The organism is Peribacillus sp. NPDC060253 (genome assembly GCF_042727425.1).
GTDB lineage: Bacteria > Bacillota > Bacilli > Bacillales > DSM-1321 > Peribacillus.
In genome coordinates, this window is sequence record NZ_JBHXAS010000014.1 from 1 (window position 1) to 19,849 (window position 19,849).

A 19,849-nucleotide genomic window follows, 5' to 3' on the forward strand; every position below is an offset into this window, starting at 1 on the left:
ATAATTTATTTCTATATATTTTTAGAAAGTAAAAAAACCGACATCTACGAGATGCCGGCTTTTAATATGAGTAGAATTAAGCTAACACAAATTCAGATGCGAAATCGATTAGCATTTTTTGATAGACTGCAACAGATTCGAGATTCACGCATTCCCTGTCGCCATGCCAGTTCTCCCCTTTTGGTCCAAATTCAATGGCCGGAATACCATATGCCGCGAAAAAGACAGTATCCGCGGAACCGTGTTGTCCAAAAATGACAGCCTCTTGATTGGTGTTCTTTTCGATAATTGGACGCAGCAGCGTGATGAATGGTTCTGACTCTTCTGTTTTTACAGGCTTACTGTACATATTAAGGTAGATATTCTTACCTGTCACACTTTCAATCTGAGCAATGATTTCTTCCATGGTTTGCGTAGGAAGATAGCGAATATCAAGGCTGAGCAAGCAGGCATCTGGTACCTTATTATAGACATCTCCACCTTTTATTTTTGCTAGGTTAAGTGAAGGTGATGAATACAGGGGCGTATGATCCCGGGTGAAAGGAAGTTCCTTTATTTTTTGATAGAGCTCATATGCCTTTTCGATCGCATTCACGCCTTCCCATGGACGGCTTCCGTGTGCGGATTTACCGGATACTTCAATATCGAGGCGAAGGGCCCCCTTTGCCTGGAGGCCGATTCCCAATTGCGTCGGTTCTGCACAGATTACGAAGTCCCCTCTGTAACCATGTTTTGCTAAATATCCAGAACAGTTCAACCCGCCAATTTCTTCATCCGATACGATTTGCAGCTGGATTTTCAAACCGAGGTTCCTATCTTTCAGTTCGGAAAATGCACACATCATCCCTGCAACCCCTGCTTTCATATCGGCAGCCCCGCGTCCATATAAATTACCTTCATGAATCTCGGGGAAAAATTGATCCGGCGTCCCGCTGACAACATCGACATGGCCATTCCAAATGAGGGTCTTATCTCCGCTGCCAATCTCGCTAACTAGCATTCTATACCCGTTATTAACGATTACATTCACGGCAAGACCTTGCTTTTTAAGCCAATTCGCACAGTATTCAACCGCTTCATTGGCTCCTTCTTTCGATGAACTGTCAATTGATACTAAGTCTTTAAGTAACTCGATGAGCAAACAGAAAACCTCCTAAAATATGCATACTATCATTATATATACCCTTTCTAAGTTACGGTTAACTAAAAATATTTTCCTGTTAAAAAACGTTTAGATCTTTCATTTCCTAGGGTATGTAAAGGGGGAGCGACAATTTACATTCTTTAAGGAGGATGATAGATATGGATAAGCGCATAATTGGTGTATATGAAACTGGTGAAGAGGCAATTAAGGCTGTTGAGAGCCTGCAGGCCGAAGGATATAATCGTGAAGATATTTCAGTAGTAGCGAAAGATAAAGAAGAATTAAAGACAGTGAATGACGAAACGGGTACAAAGGTTGAAGAAGGACTGGCAGCAGGTGCAGCGACCGGAGGTGTTTTGGGCGGAACTGCCGGGTTATTAGCAGGTGTTGGTGCGTTGGCGATTCCAGGAATCGGACCAGTACTGGCAGCTGGACCGCTTGCAGCAACATTAGCGGGTGCGGCTGTGGGTGCTGGGACAGGCGGTTTGGCCGGTACATTAATCGGCATGGGCATACCAGAAGAAGACGCGGATCGTTATGAAGCCGATGTAAAGAGTGGCAAGCTGCTTGTGTTAGTCGATTCAGATGCACGTAAATCAAATTCCTCTTATTCAGGAATTACAGAAACGGATGAAACGCTGACGCACAGTAGAAGAACTCTATAAATCATAAAGTAAAAAAAGGACGGATCCCTATGGACCGTCCTTTTTTTTGATTAAAATGTAAAAGTCTTTATTTCATTGTGCATTTCCTGGGAGAGGGCATCCAATTCATTAGCCAAGGCATTTAATTGCTCCATGGAAGCATTCGTTTGTTCGATGGAAGCAGATACTTCCTCAGTTCCGGCCGCAGTTTCCTGGCTGATTGAGTTTAATTGTTCTGCATTGCCGGCCATCCGTGTGACCTCGGATACCATATCGTTCATCATTTTCTTTATTTCGTCAAAATTGCTGAATGTGCTCGCGATAATGGATGCAATATGACTGAAGGCATTTTCCGTATCCGTTACGGAAGTATCCTGATAACGGATTTTTTGATTGACTTGATCTATTAAATGGACAGTATTGGTTGTATCGGTTTGCATGGCTCGAATGATTTCCGAGATTTCCTTCAGGGAGTGTTCCGTTTGCTCTGCCAATTTCTTCACCTCATTGGCAACAACGGCAAACCCTTTTCCATGCTCACCAGCCCGGGCTGCCTCAATGGCAGCATTTAAAGCGAGTAAATTTGTCTGTCCGGCAATTCCGCTTATGGTCTTTACGATCGCGCTAATATCATGGGAACGTGCATCCAATAATTGGACTGCCGTGCTCATCTTATTGGATATCAGGGACGTTTCATTGAATTGCTGTTTTAGGTCCTTCACTTGCGTGATTCCGTTTTCGGAAGCCTTGAACATGTTCTCGGATTCCATGGCCATTTTGCTCGTTTGCGCTTCAAGATCATTGATTTTGTCAGCTAAAAGCTTTACAGCATTTTCGTTATTTTGACTGACTTCAATCTGATCGATGGCACCGGCTGCTATTTGTTCCATCGTCATGGCCACTTCATTTGCTGCAGCTGAATTCTCATCTGCACTAGCCACAAGCGTCATGGAGGAATCGGATACTTTATCGGAAAGGTTGTTGACCTTCTCTAACATATGGCTCATATTCCGGGTCATGATGCTGGTGTCTTCTGCAAGTTGTCCAATCTCATCTTTCCTGGAGTTGGAAATTTTGGATGTGAAATCGCCGTCAGCCATTTTTCGGATGGATTCTTGCAGCTTTTTAATGGGATTCGTTAACGATCGGGTGATGAAGACAGCAGAAAGTACAGTGACAGTGAAGACGACTAACAGTGTGATGATATTATCGATTATCAGCGAACTTGATCTGTCTTTCACTTCGTTTTCTTCCATTACTCCAGCTATTCGCCATCCCGTGGTTGGGTTTGTGGCGTATCCGATGATCTGGCTTTCTCCTTCAAATTCTTCGATCATGGATCCAGATTCACTTTTCATTTTTTTGAAAATATTTTCCGTCGATATATCTTGTTGAATTTTTTCTTTAACTGGATGGGTAACGAATGAGCCTTTCTTATCCACCAAAACCGTATAACCCGTTTCACCGAATTTCATTTGGTTAACCATCGTGACCAACGTGTCGATAGAGATGTCGACACCGAGCACGCCTATTAATTCATCACCATCATATATGGCCTTTGCTGCGGTAATGACAAGTGTATTCGTAGCCTGATCTGTATATGGTTCGGTCCAAATCGTCTTGTTTTTTTCTTTCAATGCGGATTGATACCACTCCCTTTGTCTTGGATCAAAGTCAGCCGGTAATTCAGCTTTTGGGAATATTAATGTTTTCCCATCGTTCTCTGTGCCAAGGTATAAGCCATTTATTTCTGAGTTGCTGGATTGGGTATTGGAAAACTCACTTATTATGGAATCGGGGTTCTTATCATAAGCACCCATGATAGGATACTTACTCATCCTATCCAATTGATCTTCCGTTTTTTGAAAGAAAATTTCGAAAGAATCGTCCATTGACTTGACTTGCTCCTTCGTCGTTATGGTAAGTTCCTCGGTCGTCAAATCGATACTATTTTTATAACTCATGTAAGAGATGGCCAATCCGCTAATCATGATCATAGCTAAAAAAGGAATCAATATTTGTTTTTTTAGCGAATTAAAATACCAGTTTGTAAGTCTTTTCATATGGACAATGCTCCTTATGTACCTTTAATTTAATTTTGGCTTCTATAAGATATTTCGGTCTGCATTCACTTTTTTGAAGCTTTAAGTTAGAAAATTCCCATAATTAGTTGTGCTTGGGAGTGCGGATTTCAAAAAAGGTATTATACGGGTAGGCGAGAGGGGATATAGATGAAAAAAAGAGCTGACTGCCCTAGTCAACTCTTCCATAATTGGTGGCCTATTATTCGATTTGAATATTCATTGTCCTGCCTGTATACCACGTGTAAAACTCGTCAGCATATTCAACGGATACGTCTTGAAGCTTTGTATGGTGCACAGGCTTGGAGCGGTTGATCGTTTCGATGGAGGCGAGCCCGAAAAGCTTTTGCAACTTCGAACGTTCCACTTCAATTTGAATGACCTTGCTTCTTTTGGTAATGAATAGCGATGTTCCCAAACTCCCGGATTTAAATTGGATGAACTCATCATTTAACAAGTAACGGCTATTTGTGTAATCCAGTATTCTCAATGTGTAAATGAGGACGAGTAAAATCAATGATACATACCACATGGCCGGTTTGAAATAATAGATTGCCACAGTCGAAAGAATCCAGAAATAGCTCGGCCGCAGCATGCGGATTTTGAAGGCTTGTTTCGATAGCGACTTCATTGACCGTTCCACTTTATATGCGGGTAAAATCTCTTCTACCATCCCATAAGCCCGTTCAATCGATAAAAAAGGATAGAGCGTATTCGTTTCAAGTTCTTCATCGCCCGTACTTCCTGCACTTATCAGTTTAACTTCTGCCAAACCTAGCATTCTTTTAATGAGTGATTGGGTGATTTCAACAGCTTGCACCTTTTCTTTCTGAATCGAAAAAGCGGATTCGTCCAGTACACCTTTCTTGATATATATGCGCTCGTGATCGGAAGAAATTTCATATTTTCCATATTTAACGAATGTGGAGACGATTCCGAAGGCGACGGCAACACATATAAGGGCTGTAATGACGATGGTCATGACCCACCACGTATCCAATAACGTGGCAAGGAACCCTTCGGCATTCTCCAAATTGATAAAATCATCGAGTGTATTATATATCGTAGCCACAATGGGAATAAGAGCCAGAAAGCTAAGCGATGTAAAGGAGGCTTTCAGGATATCTTGTTTGGTTGGGGTGAAATGGATCTTTTTTTCAGTGAATGATTCCATGTTCTCCACGATTTGCTCTTTTGGAATATCTGCTTCAATATCGAAAAGTTCTTGTTTTGACGAATACTCCCGCTCAAGCCGTTCAGCCTCTTTTCGAGAAATCACTTCGAAAGGGACAGTCCCCTGATCGCCAGTCATTCCTGTTTCGAAAGTTAAAGAAGTCAGGCTGAAAATTTTGTGGAATAACGTCGTACGTTGTTGAACATTCTGGACTTTTTGAAGCGGGACCGTTCGATACGATTTCGAGATAAGTCCTGAGGTAATATATATGGTTCCTTCTTTTATTTGATAGTTATAGGTATACCATTTAAGAATGATGGAAATGACTTTCCCAACCAGATAAACTAGAAAACCGATTTGGAGTACCTTCATATATATCTTTTCAGAACCGAAGTTCAGTACATAAAGCATGATTATGAAAAAAACGTTCCCTTTCAGCAATTTCCATAATTCGAAAGTGATTATGAAAGGGTGTAACCGTTTTGTATGTTCTTCCATCATTAGTCCACTTCCTTAATTTTTGCGAAATGGGCAATTTTATCTCGTAATTCATACGCTTCTTTCTCTGGGATGGCAGGTATGTCATGAGAATCCCCCATAGTTCCGATACTAAGTGAATAAAGGTTATATTTTCGCAAAAACGGACCTTGGTTCAATTTGACGGACTGAACTTTCGTCATCGGAATGAGTTCATGGGTTTCATTCCAAGAGCCTTGTTTTGTTTGAATGAATTCTTCGTTCACGTCGTAACGCCAATATTTTTGCAACAAGGTTGGTTCAATGAAGATGGACCAGATGGCATGGATAATTAGTAAAAAGATAAGTCCGTTTAAAATCCATCCAATCCATTCTCTCCATTCAAAATAATTATCAACAAACAATAGGGTGCCAAGGACGGCGAGGATGATGAGATTGGTAATGGCTTCAGTCATTCGCCAAACTTTCACGGATTCTTTGGAAATCTTCTTCGTTGGTGGATGTATCTTTGAATACATATGTTCACTCCTTACTATGTCTTTATACTTATACGGATCATCTTTCATAAAAGTTCCCAGTTTATCGTACAGATATATGAAACTATGGAACGGCGTTTAAATCATCAGATCGTTATTTGAGTGCGTGTAATAGGGAACTTCGAGTAAATCTTTTCCTTTTATAAGAATGGAAAATGGACAAGATAGTAGGAGTTAGTTTTTAGAGTAGGAGTGATAGTTTTGACATATAAAAGGAAGTTAAGTTTTATCTTCTTCCTGTTTTTGATTTGTTTTTTTAATGGAGAATCGATGCAGGCTGCGAATGAAGAGGGAAACCTTGGTATGGAAATCCAACGTATTCTGGATGATTCCCCGGCATTGTCAGGCGCACTAACGGGAATATCCATTCGTTCAGCAGAAACGGGGGAAATGATATATGAACGAGGTTCGCAAACGCGATTGCGTCCTGCTTCTAACCTTAAGCTTTTGACTGCTGCAGCTGCACTGGAAACATTAGGGGAAGATCATGTATTTCAAACGGAATTATATATGAAGGGAGTGCAGGTTGGGCATGTTCTTCAGGGAAATGTGTATCTGAAAGGAAAGGGAGATCCCACATTATTGGAAAAAGATTTTGATGAATTGGCAGCTTCACTAAAGAGAAAACAAGTTAAGCTCGTCCATGGAGATCTTTTCGGCGATGATTCCTGGTATGATGATGTTCGTTATTCGCAAGATCTCGTTTGGGGCGATGAACAGGAATATTACGGGGCAGCTGTTTCTGCCTTAACCGCTTCCCCGGATGAAGACTATGATACCGGAACCATTATCGTGAAGGTAACACCAGGTGATAAGGCTGGAAGTGTGGCAACGGTGAAGCTGAAACCGGAGACGGATTATGTGAAGATCATCAACAAAACGAAAACAGTAGCGGCAGACGGCAAAAAGAAAATTGAGGTCGATCGGTCTCATGACACACATGTCGTTACGGTGACCGGAACCATCCCGGAGCATGCCGGAGAGATCAAAGAGTGGATCTCGGTGAAAGATCCAACAGAATATGCACTGAACCTATTTGAAAAATCAATGAAGAAACAAGGAATTAAAGTATTAGGAGACAGGAGAAAAGGGAATACGCCAGTAGAAGCGAACTTGATCGCCACACACCACTCTATGCCGCTTTCCCAACTTCTTATACCTTTCATGAAATTGAGCAACAACAGCCATGCCGAAGTTTTGATAAAGGAAATGGGCAAAGAGGCGAACGGGGACGGAAGCTGGGAAGATGGATTGAAAGTCGCCCGAAATCAGATGAAGGGTATGGGGCTCGATACGCGAACGATCAAGATGCGTGATGGATCGGGCATTTCCCAAGTCAATATGATTCCAGCGAATGAAATAACGAAGCTGCTATATGCCGTACAGGAAAAACCTTGGTTTTCTGCTTACTCCAATGCTTTGCCGATTGCGGGGAACGAAGATCGGATGGTTGGCGGTACGTTAAGAAAGCGGATGAAAGGGACGGATGCAGCTGGGAACGTTCGCGCGAAAACAGGGACCATTTCAGGAACGAGCTCGTTATCAGGTTATGTGACGACCAAAAGAGGGGAAAAAGTCATATTTTCCATCATCCTGAATAATTTTGTAGAAGAAAAAGGCATCACGGCCATCCAGGATAAGATAGTCGTGATGCTGGCAGAACAAGAAAACGTATTAGCAACCGGGCTATAGTATCCAATGGGGCACGAAAGTTAGCTGTTCCGGAGAACCTTCGATGAGTAGAACAGCATCAGCCCATTCTTTTTGTCTTCGTCCAATCCGACTGGGCATCCTGCAGCGCATAAGCGGTATTTCTTTGCTGCGTCGATATCGGAATTTCATTCCTTGATCTAAATGGCGACGGTTTGGAAAGTTTTTGAAAAACACGAAGAGGGACTTGGATTTTAGTCAATAGGTGCATTTTCTTCTTATTTTTTTGTTCATATTTTCTCTCAAGGAAGGAATACAAGGGAGGACGAATAGAAATAAGTAGTATAGGAGGAATGCGCATGAACTTTCCAACGCTTAACGGACAGTATACGATTCAAAGTCTTATAGCCGAAATTCACGCAATTTCAAAAACACGACCTCCATATATAATGGCCATAGATGGCCGGGGTGGGTCTGGAAAAAGTACACTAGCTTCCCGTATCCAAGCAGCATGTCCGGGTAGTGCGGTTGTTCATATGGACGACTTTTATTTGCCATCATCGCAAAGGATCCAACTGCCCCCCTGCCAAAAAGAAATTGGTGCAGATTATGATTGGGAGCGGGTTTTTAACCAAATCCTGCAACCGCTTACCTTAGGGGAGGAAGCAAGATATCAACGGTATGATTGGGAAACGGACACGATGGCTGAATGGCATAAGGTTCCGGCTGAAGGCCTTGTCATTATTGAAGGAACGTATTCAATCCGTAAAGAATTGGCAGGGGCCGAGAATTTCACGATTTGGGTTGAATGTCCTCGTGAATTACGTTTGAAACGTGGCCTCGAGCGGGATGGTGAAGATGCGCGTCAGATGTGGGAGGATAATTGGATGGTTCATGAAGATCTCTATGTGGACGCGCAAAGGCCCCGAGAAAGAGCGGATCTTGTGGTAGATGGAACAAGTTGAATCAGGGATATCTTGAAAGGTAAATCTACATTGTAGAGGTTTACCTGTGCACTTTTTATTGGATTTTCAGATAAACTTCCGGGGAGTCGGAAGCATGGGGGGAAACGATGTTTACTAATGAAGAACAAGCTGCCGTATATAAAGCCATTTATAACAGAAGGGATATAAGGAGTTTTTTACCTAAGCCCATTTCAAAAGATATACTCCGCAGAATTTTGGATGCTGCACATCATGCTCCGTCTGTAGGATTCATGCAACCTTGGAGTTTCATTGTGATTTCATCTCAGGAAACCAAGAACCGTTTGGCATGGGCAGCGGATAAAGAAAGAAGGGCGCTCGCCATTCATTATGAAGGCGGTAAAGAGAATAAGTTTCTTAGTTTGAAAGTGGAGGGGTTAAAAGAAGCACCATATACCATTTGCGTAACATGTGACCCGACACGGGGTGGCTCCCATGTTTTGGGGAGGAACTCCATTCCGGAAACGGATATTTTATCCACCGCCTGTGCGATTCAAAATATGTGGCTAGCTGCCTATGCGGAAGGGTTGGCAATGGGATGGGTAAGTTTTTATAAGAAAAATGATATTCGTGACATTTTGGATATTCCGCCGCACGTAGAACCCATTGCACTTATGTCGATTGGATATACGGATCAATACCCGGATAAACCCATTCTTGAACTAGCCAATTGGGAAAAGAGAAGGGCGATGGATGAACTTATATTCAACGATAAATGGGGTGAAAAATAAAACTCTGTTAAGTTTGAAGGAAGGCATCCGGATTCTAAAAAGGGAATGAAAGGAAGTATTATAGAAGGCTCTTTCGAAAGAGCCTTTATAAAATGAAAAGAGGCTGCCATATGAACTAAAATCTGCGCCGTTTTGAGGAGCCTGGAATGCCAAGGTCTTCCCGGTATTTTGCAATGGTACGACGGGAAATCTTCGTTCCTTCACTTTCAAATATTTGACAAAGTTTCTGGTCTGAAAAAGGCTTTATTTTATCCTCATCAGCAATCAAGACCTTTATTTTTTCTTTGATGGTCGTAGTTGATTCGGTTTCTTGGCTGTTCACGCGATTTAACCCTCTAGTAAAGAAGTTCTTTAGTTTAAAGAGGCCGTGTGGCGTCTGGATGTATTTGTTGCTCGTGGCCCTGCTGATAGTAGATTCATGAAGCTGTAGTTTTTCAGAAATATCTTTCAGTGTCATAGGTTTTAATCCAGCAATCCCTGTCATGAAAAACTCTTGTTGCTCCGCAACGATTGTCGCAGTCACTTTGTAAAGTGTCATTTGCCTTTGTTCAAGTCCTTTAATAAGTAGTTGAGCATCATTTATGTGGCCATTGATGTAATCGTTAGCTCGATTGCCCGGCTTCATAGCGACGTAATCCTTATAATAAGGATTGATGGAAAGGTTGGGTGTGAAGCTGTCGTTGATCGTTATTAAATATCCTTCTTTATCTTTTTCCACGTAAACGTCCGGAACGATGTACTGAGTCATGTCATTGGAAAAATGACTGACGGGACGAGGGTTTAACGTACGGATGAAATCAGTGGCCTCTTGTACGTCCTGAATGGTCACATTGTGTAGGCCCGCAATTTTCCTGTAGCGTTTTTCAGCTAAATCTGTTAAGTGATTTTGAACGATCGTACACGCCAATTCATTGTAAATATCATGCTCACGCAGCTGAATGAGTAAACAATCAGTCAGATCTTTAGCACCTACTCCAATGGGATCAAGGGATTGCAATACTTGAATCATATCTTCTATTTCATCCACGGACACGGAAAAAAGCGAAGCAGTCCAATTTGCATCCAATACAAGAAATCCGTATTCATTTAAGTTTCCGATTAAAAATTGGAGAATCTTCCTTTCAATCGCTTTCAAGGACCTAAGCATACTAATTTGTTCCAGTAGATGGTTTTCCAATGTTTCTGTGTTGACGGAATAATTATTGATCGGGTCGTAGTCATTATCTCCCTTGGATCGAATTTTAGAGGACCGTATCTGAGAGTTTATTTTTTGTGAACGAATACTAGATTCAGTGAGAGATGCGAGGGGTTCTTTGTTTATTTCAGTTATTTCGAGAACTGGATTCTCGTTAGCCTGTCTATGTAGGAAATCTATTAGTTCATGGGCGGAATATTGAAGGATATTGATCGACTGTTGTAATTCAGGGGTTAATGACAATTTCAAGGTTTGTTTTTGGTGAAGTTCAAAACCTACCTGCATATATATCAACTTCTTTCATTTTAGATTAACCAAGCGGCACAAAATGGAATGAAATATTAATAACATGATGATAATACAAATCTTCTGAAAATTCAACGTTTTATGTCAGGTTATGTAACACCGCTAAGAATTATGATGAAATACGATAAATATCACTTATATTAGCATCGAGTGAAAAGGATGAGGGACTTATCGATTTGTTTATGAATCGAATGATTTATATATGAATCAAAACCATTTCTTTTTGATTTGTTTATGAATCAATTTAGCTTAAATCCCTTTTATATAAGGTTCATATACTTTGGCATGCATCTTGCAATATCTATAAATATATAAATAGCAAATGATAAAAAATCCATTACAAAAGAAGGGTGTTTTTTACATGATTAAAGAGAAGTCAGGTATTCAGGAATTAATAGATTTGGATAAAAAGCATTTTATTCATCCGACTACGGCAATTGAACAACAGCAGGCAGATGGTCCAAGTTTCATCTTTAAAGAAGGTAAGGGAATATATCTTACGGACATCACGGGCAGGACAGTCATTGATGGCATGGCTTCACTTTGGAACGTGAATATTGGACACGGACAAGAAGAGTTGGCTGATGTGGCGAAAGAACAAATGGCGAAGTTAGCTTTCACTTCAAGCTTCGCTACTTTCAGCAATGAGCCGGCGATCCGTTTGGCAGCCAAAATCGCTTCCATCGCTCCTGGGGATTTGAATGCTGTTTTCTTCACTTCAGGTGGATCGGAATCGAATGACACGGCGATCAAACTTGCTCGTCATTACTGGATTTTAAAAGGGCAGCCTAATCGTCAAAAAATCGTTTCCCGCTCTAAATCCTATCATGGAGTAGCTATGGGAGCTACAAGTGCGACTGGCCTGAAACCGTTCCGTGACTTCACGAATTCCACCGCTCCGGATTTTTATCATGTAGACGGTTCATCCATTGAAGAGTTGCGTAAGGTCATTGAACAGGAAGGACCAGAAACGATTGCGGCATTTATCGCTGAACCGATTCAAGGAGCCGGTGGCGTGAATCTTCCTCCTGAAGGCTACTTTAAGGAAGTAAGGGAGCTTTGTAATGAATACGGCATTTTAATGGTGACGGATGAAGTTATTACAGGTTTCGGAAGAACAGGGACTTATTTTGGAATTGAACACTTTGGTGTTGTGCCGGATATGATGTGCTTTGCAAAAGGTGTGACGAGCGGATATGCACAGTTAGGCGGTGTGGTCCTTAATGATAAGATGCATCAGGATTTCATTTCCCTATCAAAAGGCACGCTTTTACATGGCTACACATACAGCGGTCATCCGATGGCTTGTGCGGTTGCTTTGAAAAACATCGAAATAATTGAACGTGAAAATCTTATCGAAAACTCGAAAAAGCGTGGTGAAGAGTTGCTTGCCGGCTTTAAGAAGCTTCAAAGCAAACACCCAATCGTTGGGGACGTCAGAGCACTAGGACTGATTGGAGGCATCTCCATCGTTAAGGATAAACAAACAGGGGAAGGCTTTGAAACTCAACTAGCCCCAAGACTTGTGGCTGAAGCGGCTAAAAATGGTTTGATTTGCCGTTCTGTTACGTTTGATCAAGATACACTTGTATTCGCACCGCCTTTAATCATTACTAAAGCGGAAGTTGAAAGAATTATAGAAATCCTTGATGAGACATTTACAGCAGTTGAAAAAGAAATTTTATAAGAGGTGAAAAGGATGGTCATGACGGAAACGCTAAAAAAGAAATTATTCATTAATGGTAAATGGCAAGAAGCTAAAAAGTTCACGACTCTAAAATCTCCTTATAGCGGTGAAGTTCTTGCAGAAATTCCTTCGGCAAGTCTTGAAGATGTCGAGTTGGCGATAGCATCAGCCTATCAAGCAAGAAAGGCAATGGCAGCTTTACCAAGTCATAAGCGGGCTGCGATACTTGAAAAGCTTGCGAGTCTTTTGGAAAGCCGCAAAGACGAGGCTGCTGAAATTATTGCAAAAGAGGCAGCGAAACCAATTAAAACGGCAATGGGAGAAGTATCCCGGACGATTGCCACATATAAATTTGCAGCAGAAGAAGCAAAAAGGATTCATGGGGAAACATTGACGATGGATGCTACAGCTGACGGGGAAGGAAGGATTGGATACACCGTTCGTGAGCCGATTGGCGTGGTGGGTGCGATAACGCCTTTTAATTTCCCGATGAACCTGGTTGCCCATAAAGTCGGCCCGGCCATTGCTGCCGGAAATACGATCGTTTTGAAACCTGCGAGCCAGACACCGCTATCTTCACTATTTCTTGCGGAGCTTTTAGCCGAGACGGATTTACCGGATGGTGCGTTTAATGTAGTTACCGGAAGCGGGTCGGTAATTGGTGATAAATTAGTGACTGATTCACGCGTGAATAGCATTTCATTTACAGGCAGTCCGGCTGTAGGAATCGGGATTCGCAATAAGGCTGGATTGAAGAAGGTGAGTCTTGAACTAGGTTCAAATGCAGCCGTCATCGTGGATAAAGGAATAGATATCGATAAAATCATCCAGCGCTGTGTATCGGCAGCATTCGCTTTCCAAGGGCAGGTCTGTATTTCCTTACAACGAGCATATGTTCATGAAGAGGTATATGATGAATTCGTCAAAAAATTCACAGAAGCAACGAAGGCCTTGAAGCTCGGGGATTCTCTGGACCCATCGGTAGATATCTCGGCGTTAATCAGTCCTGGAGATGTACAACGAAGCCTCGACTGGATCGATGAAGCTAAGCAACACGGTGCGATTGTTGCAGCAGGAGGCAAATCAGAAGGCAATATCCTGCACCCTACTGTGTTGCTTGAAGTGGATGCTATGCTTAAGGTATCTTGTCAGGAAGTGTTTGCACCCATTGTTTTGATTAACAAGGTTTCATCCGTTGAGGAAGCCATTGAATTGGTCAATGATTCCGAATTCGGCTTGCAGGCTGGGATATACACGACTAATATCAATTTGGCGCTTTCAGCAGCAGAACAATTGGAAGTCGGCGGTGTTATCATTAATGATATCCCAACTTACCGCGTCGATAACATGCCATATGGCGGAGTCAAAAAAAGCGGGATGGGCCGCGAAGGGTTAAAATATGCAATCGAAGAAATGACCGAAATGAAATTGATCATTATTAATCGAAATTAATGAAGTGAAGAAATTAAGAGATGAGCAGCTGCTCATCTCTTTTTTTATAAAGATTTTCTGGCAAAAGAGGAGAAGGGTAGCTAAAGGTTCTTATGCAAATATGAATAAGGAATTCAAGATTGAATTTAAATGAGGCGGGTAAGGGAAGGAATATGCAATTTACCTAATATTTCAAACTGGCATGAATCTTGCAACTATATTATTTTATATAGGTAGATTACTTAAAACCGAGGAGGAATTTACATGCAGGAAACGTTACAAAATAACAGGAAAAAAGGAACAGGAGCACTGGACTTAAAGATGTACATTAATGGTGAATGGGTGAATTCGACTTCAGGTGAGAAAAGGGATGTATTGAATCCGGCCACGGGAGAAGTTATTGCCACAGCTGCAGAAGGAACACGGGAAGATGTGGATGCAGCGGTCGAGGCAGCTAAATATGCTTTCTATGAAGGCGGATGGTGGGGAACTCCGGCAGTCGAGCGAGCTCGTATTTTATTCAAAATAGCAGACAAATTGGAAGAAAAAGCAGAAGAATTAGCAGCGTTGGAAACAGCTGATAATGGTAAACCTTTACGGGAAGCTCGTTATGATATCGATGATGCAGCAGCTTGTTTTAGATATTATGCAGGATTGGCTACAAAACCGACGGGTCAGACGTATGAAGTGCCTGACGGTCAGCAAGCGATGGTCATCAGGGAACCAATCGGTGTTTGTGGGCAGATCATTCCATGGAACTTCCCAATCTTGATGTCAGCCTGGAAGCTGGCTCCGGCGCTTGCTGCAGGGAATTCCGTTGTGTTCAAACCATCAGAGGTTACACCAGTGACAGCCGTCAAACTGTTTGAAATCATGGAAGAGGTCGGATTGCCAAAAGGTGTGGCAAACCTTGTATTAGGAGCGGGACAAGTTGTCGGGCAGGCCATTGCCGAGCATGAGGAAATCGATAAAGTAGCCTTTACGGGCGGAACCGCAACAGGTCGCAAAATCATGGAAGCTTCGCTGGGGAACCTAAAAAAAGTGACATTGGAACTTGGAGGTAAGTCCCCTAATATCGTGTTTGCGGACTCTGACTTTGAGACTGCCGTGGATTATGCTCTATACGGGATTTTCTGTAACCAAGGACAAGTATGTTCAGCCGGTTCCCGTTTACTTTTGGAAGAGTCCATTTATGATCAGTTCATTGCAAGTCTGACTGCGAAGGCGAAACAGATCAAAGTGGGTTCAGGTTCTGACGAAAAAAGCCAAATGGGACCTGTCGTTTCGGAAGTCCATATGAACAAGATATTATCGTATATCCAAATTGGAAAAGAAGAAGGAGCCAAATTAATCGTTGGTGGGAATCGAATTAAAGGAGAAGGCTTGGAAAACGGGTACTTTGTCGAACCAACGATTTTTGTCGATACGACACCAGATATGCGTATCGTACAGGAGGAAATTTTTGGTCCGGTGCTTGTCGTTCAAAAATTCAAGGATGAAGCGGAAGCCCTACATCTTGCCAATGATACGAAATATGGTTTAGCGGGAGCTGTGTTCACGAACGATATCGCAAAAGCATATCGTGTCATTAAAAAAGTGCGTGCCGGCATCACATGGATAAACTCTTACCATCCGACTTATAACGAAGCGCCATGGGGCGGGTTCAAGCAAAGCGGAAATGGACGCGAGCTAGGCACTTTCGGTTATGAAGCTTACACGGAAGTGAAGCAAATCAATAACAACTTGGATATCCAGCCAACAGGTTGGTTTGATGAAGAGTAAATAGCTAGTTGAAAAAGGCTGTTCCATGTGGAACAGCCTTTTTCGTGGAATCGGAGATAAAATTCGAAATTCGTCGATAAAATTCGAGAATCGTAGATAAAATTCCAAAAACGTAGATAAAATTCGAGAATCGACAATAAAACTCCAAATTCCGACGATATAAAGCGAGAATCGACGATATAATCACAGAATCGCGGATATATAACTTAACTTTGATCCTTTTATTAAATGGATTGGTGGACTTTTTCAAGATCGACCCGCCCTGAAAAGAAAACGGCGCCATTACCCATGTCTGAAAGGCGGTCTGGGGTAAGGGCATTGATAAGTTGCTTCGTTTCAGGTGTTTTCTGCCACAAGCCTTGGCTGACAAGGACGCCGGGTAACACATTTTCACCAGGAGCAGCTTTGAGCACACATTCACCGCGATCGTTCCAGATTCTAACCATATCACCAGAGGCTATCCCTAATGTTTTGGCATCAGCTGCATTCATATGCAGTTTCGGTTCCTTTTCCAACGATATATGTTTGGCATTATTGGAAAAGGTTGAATTCAAGAAGTTGTGGTTAGGTGCCGGAATGAATAAAAAGGGCAGGTCACTATCTTTTATGATTGGCGTATATGTTGGCAGCGGTTCATACCCAAGCTGTTTCATTCGTTCCGAATAAAGTTCGATCTTTCCGCTTGGTGTCGGCAGTTTGCCTGGGAACATCGGCCTCATCTTTGCTTTGACAAATTGATTACTTGAAAGAGTATCATAGGTGATGCCTTCTAAATACGTGTTTTCAGGGAAATCCAGGGCCTGACGGATCATATCTTCCTCAGAATCTTTGAAAGCTTGTTCCTCAAAGCCCATTCCAGCAGCTAACAGTTTGAACAATTCAACATTCGATTTCGACTCGCCATATTTTTCGACTACAGGTTTTTGTATTTGGACGTAATTGTGCCAGTATGAATTATAAAAATCCTCGGTTTCATAAGATGATGTGGCAGGGAGGACGAGGTCGGCAAACATGGCTGTTTCGGTTAAGAATAGATCATGGACGACTGTGAATAAATCATCCCGCATCAGTCCTTCCTGCACCTTATTTGCATTTGGCGCGACTAGCGCCGGATTGGATCCATATACAAGCATGGAGCGAATCGGGTTTTCCTTTTTCAAAAGGGCTTGACCGATTTGGTTCATATTAATGGTCCGAGTCGCTTTATTATGCAATAAATCAGGGCGTCTCAAGGCATTTGTATTAAACGCCAGGTATCCTGAATTCCCTTTGGTCGCTCCGCCGCCTTCTATCATCCATTGGCCGGTAAGTGCTGGCAGGCATGCAATGGTACGTATTGCCATTCCGCCATTGTCATGGTGCTGCAGGCCATTGCCTATTCGAACGAATGAGGGGGTGGTGGTCCCGTACATCCTCGCTAATTCATATAAGTCATCAATTGGAACGCCAGTGATCGCCGAGACTGTCGCAGGATCATATTGCCGGACATGTTCGCGCAGTTTATCAGCACCCACAGTGTATTCATCGAGAAAAGGTTGGTTTACTAGATTCTCGGCATATAGAATGTGCATTAAACCAAGGGCGAGGGCACTATCGGTACCGGGAAGAATCGGTATGAACCAATCAGCCCACTTACCGGTTTGGTTTTTATGTACATCAATGACGACTACTTTGGCCCCGTTTTTCCGGGCTTGCTGGGCAAGCGTAACTTGATGCATATTTGTGCTCACTGCGTTTATGCCCCACATGATGAAAAGTTTTGTATGGATCGTTTCTTCCGGGTCGATGCCGAATGAACCGCCCATTGTATAGCTGTATCCGACTGATCCGGCCGCGTTACAAATGGAACGCTCAAGCATGCTTGCCCCGAGTTTGTGGAAAAAACGGCGATCCATCCCCTCTGCGCTGAGATTCCCCATGTTCCCATAAAAGCTGTAGGGAAGGATGCTTTCCGGACCATGTTTTTCAATCAAAACTCTCCATTTGGAAGTGATTGTGTCTATGGCTTCTTCCCAGCTGATTGGGGTGAATTTACCTTCCCCTTTCGTTCCGATGCGCTTCAATGGTTGCGTTAGGCGATTGGGGTCATAGAGGCGGGCTGTCATGTTACGTACTTTGTTGCAAATATTCCCTTTAGTTACTGGGTGATCGGGGTCTCCTTGAACTTTAATGATTTTTCCATCTTTTTTGTGAAGCAGTAAACCGCATTGATCAGGACAATCTAGAGAGCAAACAGAGGGAAAGATTCCATCTGGCTGATTGATATAGGACTCCATGGCGTATTCCTCCTAATAATTTATTCTAATAAAATGAATTTTCTTAATTATATTGAAAGTGAAATGGTTGAAAGGTGCAAGAACTTCTTAACATATGTTTTTTTTTCTGATAAGCTTTCTAGATGAAAATTAACCTATAATAGGAGGATTCATTTTTGGATTATGGAATTATAATATCAATTGGAATTTACATGGCAGGTATGCTGTTAATTGGTTATTTGGCTTATCGGAAAACGGCCAACTTGACCGATTATATGCTTGGCGGACGGAACTTAGGGCCTGCTGTAACTGCATTGAGTGCAGGTGCTTCCGATATGAGCGGCTGGCTTTTGATGGGTCTTCCAGGTGCCATGTATATAAGTGGTTTAAGTGCCGGCTGGATTGTCGTCGGCCTGTATGTTGGTTCTTATTTAAACTGGTTATTCGTAGCGCCGCGTCTTCGGACATATACGGAAGTGGCCGATAATTCGATTACGATTCCCGACTTTTTGGGAAATCGGTTTAAAGATGGATCACGGATTTTAAAAGTAGTATCAGCATCGGTGATCTTAATCTTCTTCACCTTTTACACTTCTTCAGGGATGGTAGCAGGCGGGGAGCTTTTCCGCTCCGCTTTTAATATGGATTACCGATGGGGAATCTGGCTGACGGCGAGCGTTGTTATTCTTTATACATTGTTCGGTGGTTTCCTCGCTGTAAGCTGGACGGACTTCGTACAAGGTACGATCATGTTCATTGCCTTAATTCTAGTACCAGTTGTCACTATTGTAAACATTGGTGGCTGGGATCCTACCTTCAATGAAATAAAATCGATTAACCCGAATTTATTACATGCTTTTGAAGGTACATCAACCATTGGCATCATATCACTTCTGACATGGGGCCTTGGTTATTTCGGACAGCCTCATATCATCGTTCGATTCATGGCGATTTCTTCCGTGAAAGAATTGAAAAGTGCACGACGGATCGGTATGGGCTGGATGGTTTTTGCTATCGTAGGAGCAATGTTCACCGGACTGGTGGGGATTGCTTATTTTAACCTGACAAGCAGTCCTTTAGGGGTGGGAAATGCTGAATCTGTCTTCATCATTTTAGCAAAAGAACTATTTCCTTCTTTAATTACAGGCTTCTTACTGGCGGCGATTTTAGCGGCGGTCATGAGTACGATTGCTTCCCAGCTGTTAGTATCTGCAAGTGCTCTGACCGATGATTTCTACAAGCAGTTCATCCGGCCGGATGCATCTGATAAGGAATTAGTGCTGGTTGGGCGGTTTGGTGTATTAGCAATAGCGGGCATTGCCCTCCTATTAGCTTTTAATCCAAGTGGTACGATCCTTAAATTGGTGGGTTATGCATGGGCTGGTTTTGGAGCGGCTTTCGGTCCGGTCATTCTGCTAAGCCTGTACTGGAAGCGAATGACGAAATGGGGTGCGCTGGCGGGTATGATCGTCGGTACGGCAACCGTGATCGTCTGGGAAATGATCGATAAGTTCGCTGAAGTATACGAAATCATTCCTGGTTTCATCGCTGGTTCAATAGCGGTCGTGATCTTTAGCTTATTATCCGAGAAACCTTCTAAAGAAATAGAAGAAGAACTCAATCAAGCCATCAAAAATCTCTCTTGATAGTAAAACATCCAATTAAAATGGTGCTGTATTTTAAAGAGATATAAACCAATGAATACAATATATATGGTACAATATCAAAAGAGTCCTTGTGTGAAAAACATGAGGGCTTTTTTTGAGCGATTTG

Annotated in this window: 14 protein-coding genes; 8 read left to right on the plus strand and 6 right to left on the minus strand. The window is 42.4% G+C overall.

Features of this window, described 5'->3' with window-relative positions; genetic code table 11:
• Positions 1–76: 76 nt before the first annotated feature.
• Complete coding sequence (locus ACFWE9_RS05720; protein ID WP_230160558.1) at positions 77–1,141, minus strand: M20 family metallopeptidase; 1,065 nt, start codon at positions 1,139–1,141, stop codon at positions 77–79.
• A 161-nt stretch (positions 1,142–1,302) separates the two neighbouring features.
• Between ACFWE9_RS05720 and ACFWE9_RS05725 the strand changes: the two genes are divergently transcribed.
• Positions 1,303–1,809, plus strand: a complete 507-nt coding sequence (locus tag ACFWE9_RS05725) for a general stress protein (RefSeq protein ID WP_377355986.1) — start codon at positions 1,303–1,305, stop codon at positions 1,807–1,809.
• Positions 1,810–1,859: 50 nt separating this feature from the next.
• On the opposite strand, the gene ACFWE9_RS05730 is transcribed toward ACFWE9_RS05725, so the two are convergent.
• The 3 genes from ACFWE9_RS05730 to ACFWE9_RS05740 all read right to left on the minus strand — a co-directional run bounded on the left by ACFWE9_RS05730 (position 1,860) and on the right by ACFWE9_RS05740 (position 6,038).
• Positions 1,860–3,851 (minus strand): methyl-accepting chemotaxis protein, encoded by a 1,992-nt coding sequence (locus ACFWE9_RS05730; RefSeq protein WP_377355988.1) that lies wholly within the window; start codon positions 3,849–3,851, stop codon positions 1,860–1,862.
• Between the two features lie 220 nt (positions 3,852–4,071).
• Positions 4,072–5,544, minus strand: coding sequence for a PH domain-containing protein (locus ACFWE9_RS05735; protein WP_377355990.1), 1,473 nt, complete (start codon positions 5,542–5,544; stop codon positions 4,072–4,074).
• Positions 5,544–6,038, minus strand: coding sequence for a PH domain-containing protein (locus ACFWE9_RS05740; protein WP_230160550.1), 495 nt, complete (start codon positions 6,036–6,038; stop codon positions 5,544–5,546). The genes ACFWE9_RS05735 and ACFWE9_RS05740 overlap by 1 nt, the downstream gene beginning before the upstream one ends.
• A 288-nt stretch (positions 6,039–6,326) precedes the next feature.
• Between ACFWE9_RS05740 and dacB the strand changes: the two genes are divergently transcribed.
• The 3 genes from dacB (at position 6,327) to bluB (ending at position 9,420) form a co-directional block, all read left to right on the plus strand.
• On the plus strand, positions 6,327–7,748 hold the full coding sequence (gene dacB / locus ACFWE9_RS05745; RefSeq protein WP_377356034.1) for a D-alanyl-D-alanine carboxypeptidase/D-alanyl-D-alanine endopeptidase: 1,422 nt from the start codon (positions 6,327–6,329) through the stop codon (positions 7,746–7,748).
• A gap of 317 nt (positions 7,749–8,065) precedes the next feature.
• A complete protein-coding gene (locus ACFWE9_RS05750; RefSeq protein ID WP_230160546.1) occupies positions 8,066–8,671 on the plus strand; it encodes a uridine kinase family protein in 606 nt (201 codons plus the stop codon).
• 107 nt (positions 8,672–8,778) lie between these two features.
• Positions 8,779–9,420: a 5,6-dimethylbenzimidazole synthase gene (bluB, locus tag ACFWE9_RS05755; protein ID WP_230160544.1), complete on the plus strand. Its 642-nt coding sequence runs from the start codon at positions 8,779–8,781 to the stop codon at positions 9,418–9,420.
• Between the two features lie 115 nt (positions 9,421–9,535).
• Here the strand turns inward: bluB and rpoN are convergent, their stop codons facing one another.
• Complete coding sequence (gene rpoN, locus ACFWE9_RS05760) at positions 9,536–10,900, minus strand: RNA polymerase factor sigma-54 (RefSeq protein WP_377355992.1); 1,365 nt, start codon at positions 10,898–10,900, stop codon at positions 9,536–9,538.
• Between the two features lie 382 nt (positions 10,901–11,282).
• Here rpoN and ACFWE9_RS05765 point away from each other — a divergent pair, with 382 nt between their 5' ends.
• The 3 genes from ACFWE9_RS05765 (at position 11,283) to ACFWE9_RS05775 (ending at position 15,821) form a co-directional block, all read left to right on the plus strand.
• Positions 11,283–12,608 carry an aminotransferase family protein gene (locus ACFWE9_RS05765; protein ID WP_377355994.1) on the plus strand — a complete coding sequence of 442 codons (1,326 nt, stop codon included), beginning with the start codon at positions 11,283–11,285 and terminating at the stop codon, positions 12,606–12,608.
• 18 nt (positions 12,609–12,626) lie between these two features.
• Positions 12,627–14,060: an aldehyde dehydrogenase family protein gene (locus ACFWE9_RS05770; protein WP_377356036.1), complete on the plus strand. Its 1,434-nt coding sequence runs from the start codon at positions 12,627–12,629 to the stop codon at positions 14,058–14,060.
• A gap of 243 nt (positions 14,061–14,303) precedes the next feature.
• On the plus strand, positions 14,304–15,821 hold the full coding sequence (locus tag ACFWE9_RS05775; protein WP_230160536.1) for an aldehyde dehydrogenase family protein: 1,518 nt from the start codon (positions 14,304–14,306) through the stop codon (positions 15,819–15,821).
• Positions 15,822–16,045: 224 nt separating this feature from the next.
• Here ACFWE9_RS05775 and ACFWE9_RS05780 read toward each other — a convergent pair whose 3' ends face one another.
• Positions 16,046–18,097, minus strand: a complete 2,052-nt coding sequence (locus ACFWE9_RS05780; protein WP_230160534.1) for a molybdopterin-containing oxidoreductase family protein — start codon at positions 18,095–18,097, stop codon at positions 16,046–16,048.
• A gap of 155 nt (positions 18,098–18,252) precedes the next feature.
• On the opposite strand from ACFWE9_RS05780, the gene putP reads away from it, so the two are divergent.
• The gene (gene putP / locus ACFWE9_RS05785) at positions 18,253–19,722 is read left to right on the plus strand and encodes a sodium/proline symporter PutP (protein WP_377355996.1); all 1,470 of its coding nucleotides are present in this window, start codon (positions 18,253–18,255) and stop codon (positions 19,720–19,722) included.
• The last annotated feature ends 127 nt before the right edge of the window (positions 19,723–19,849 follow it).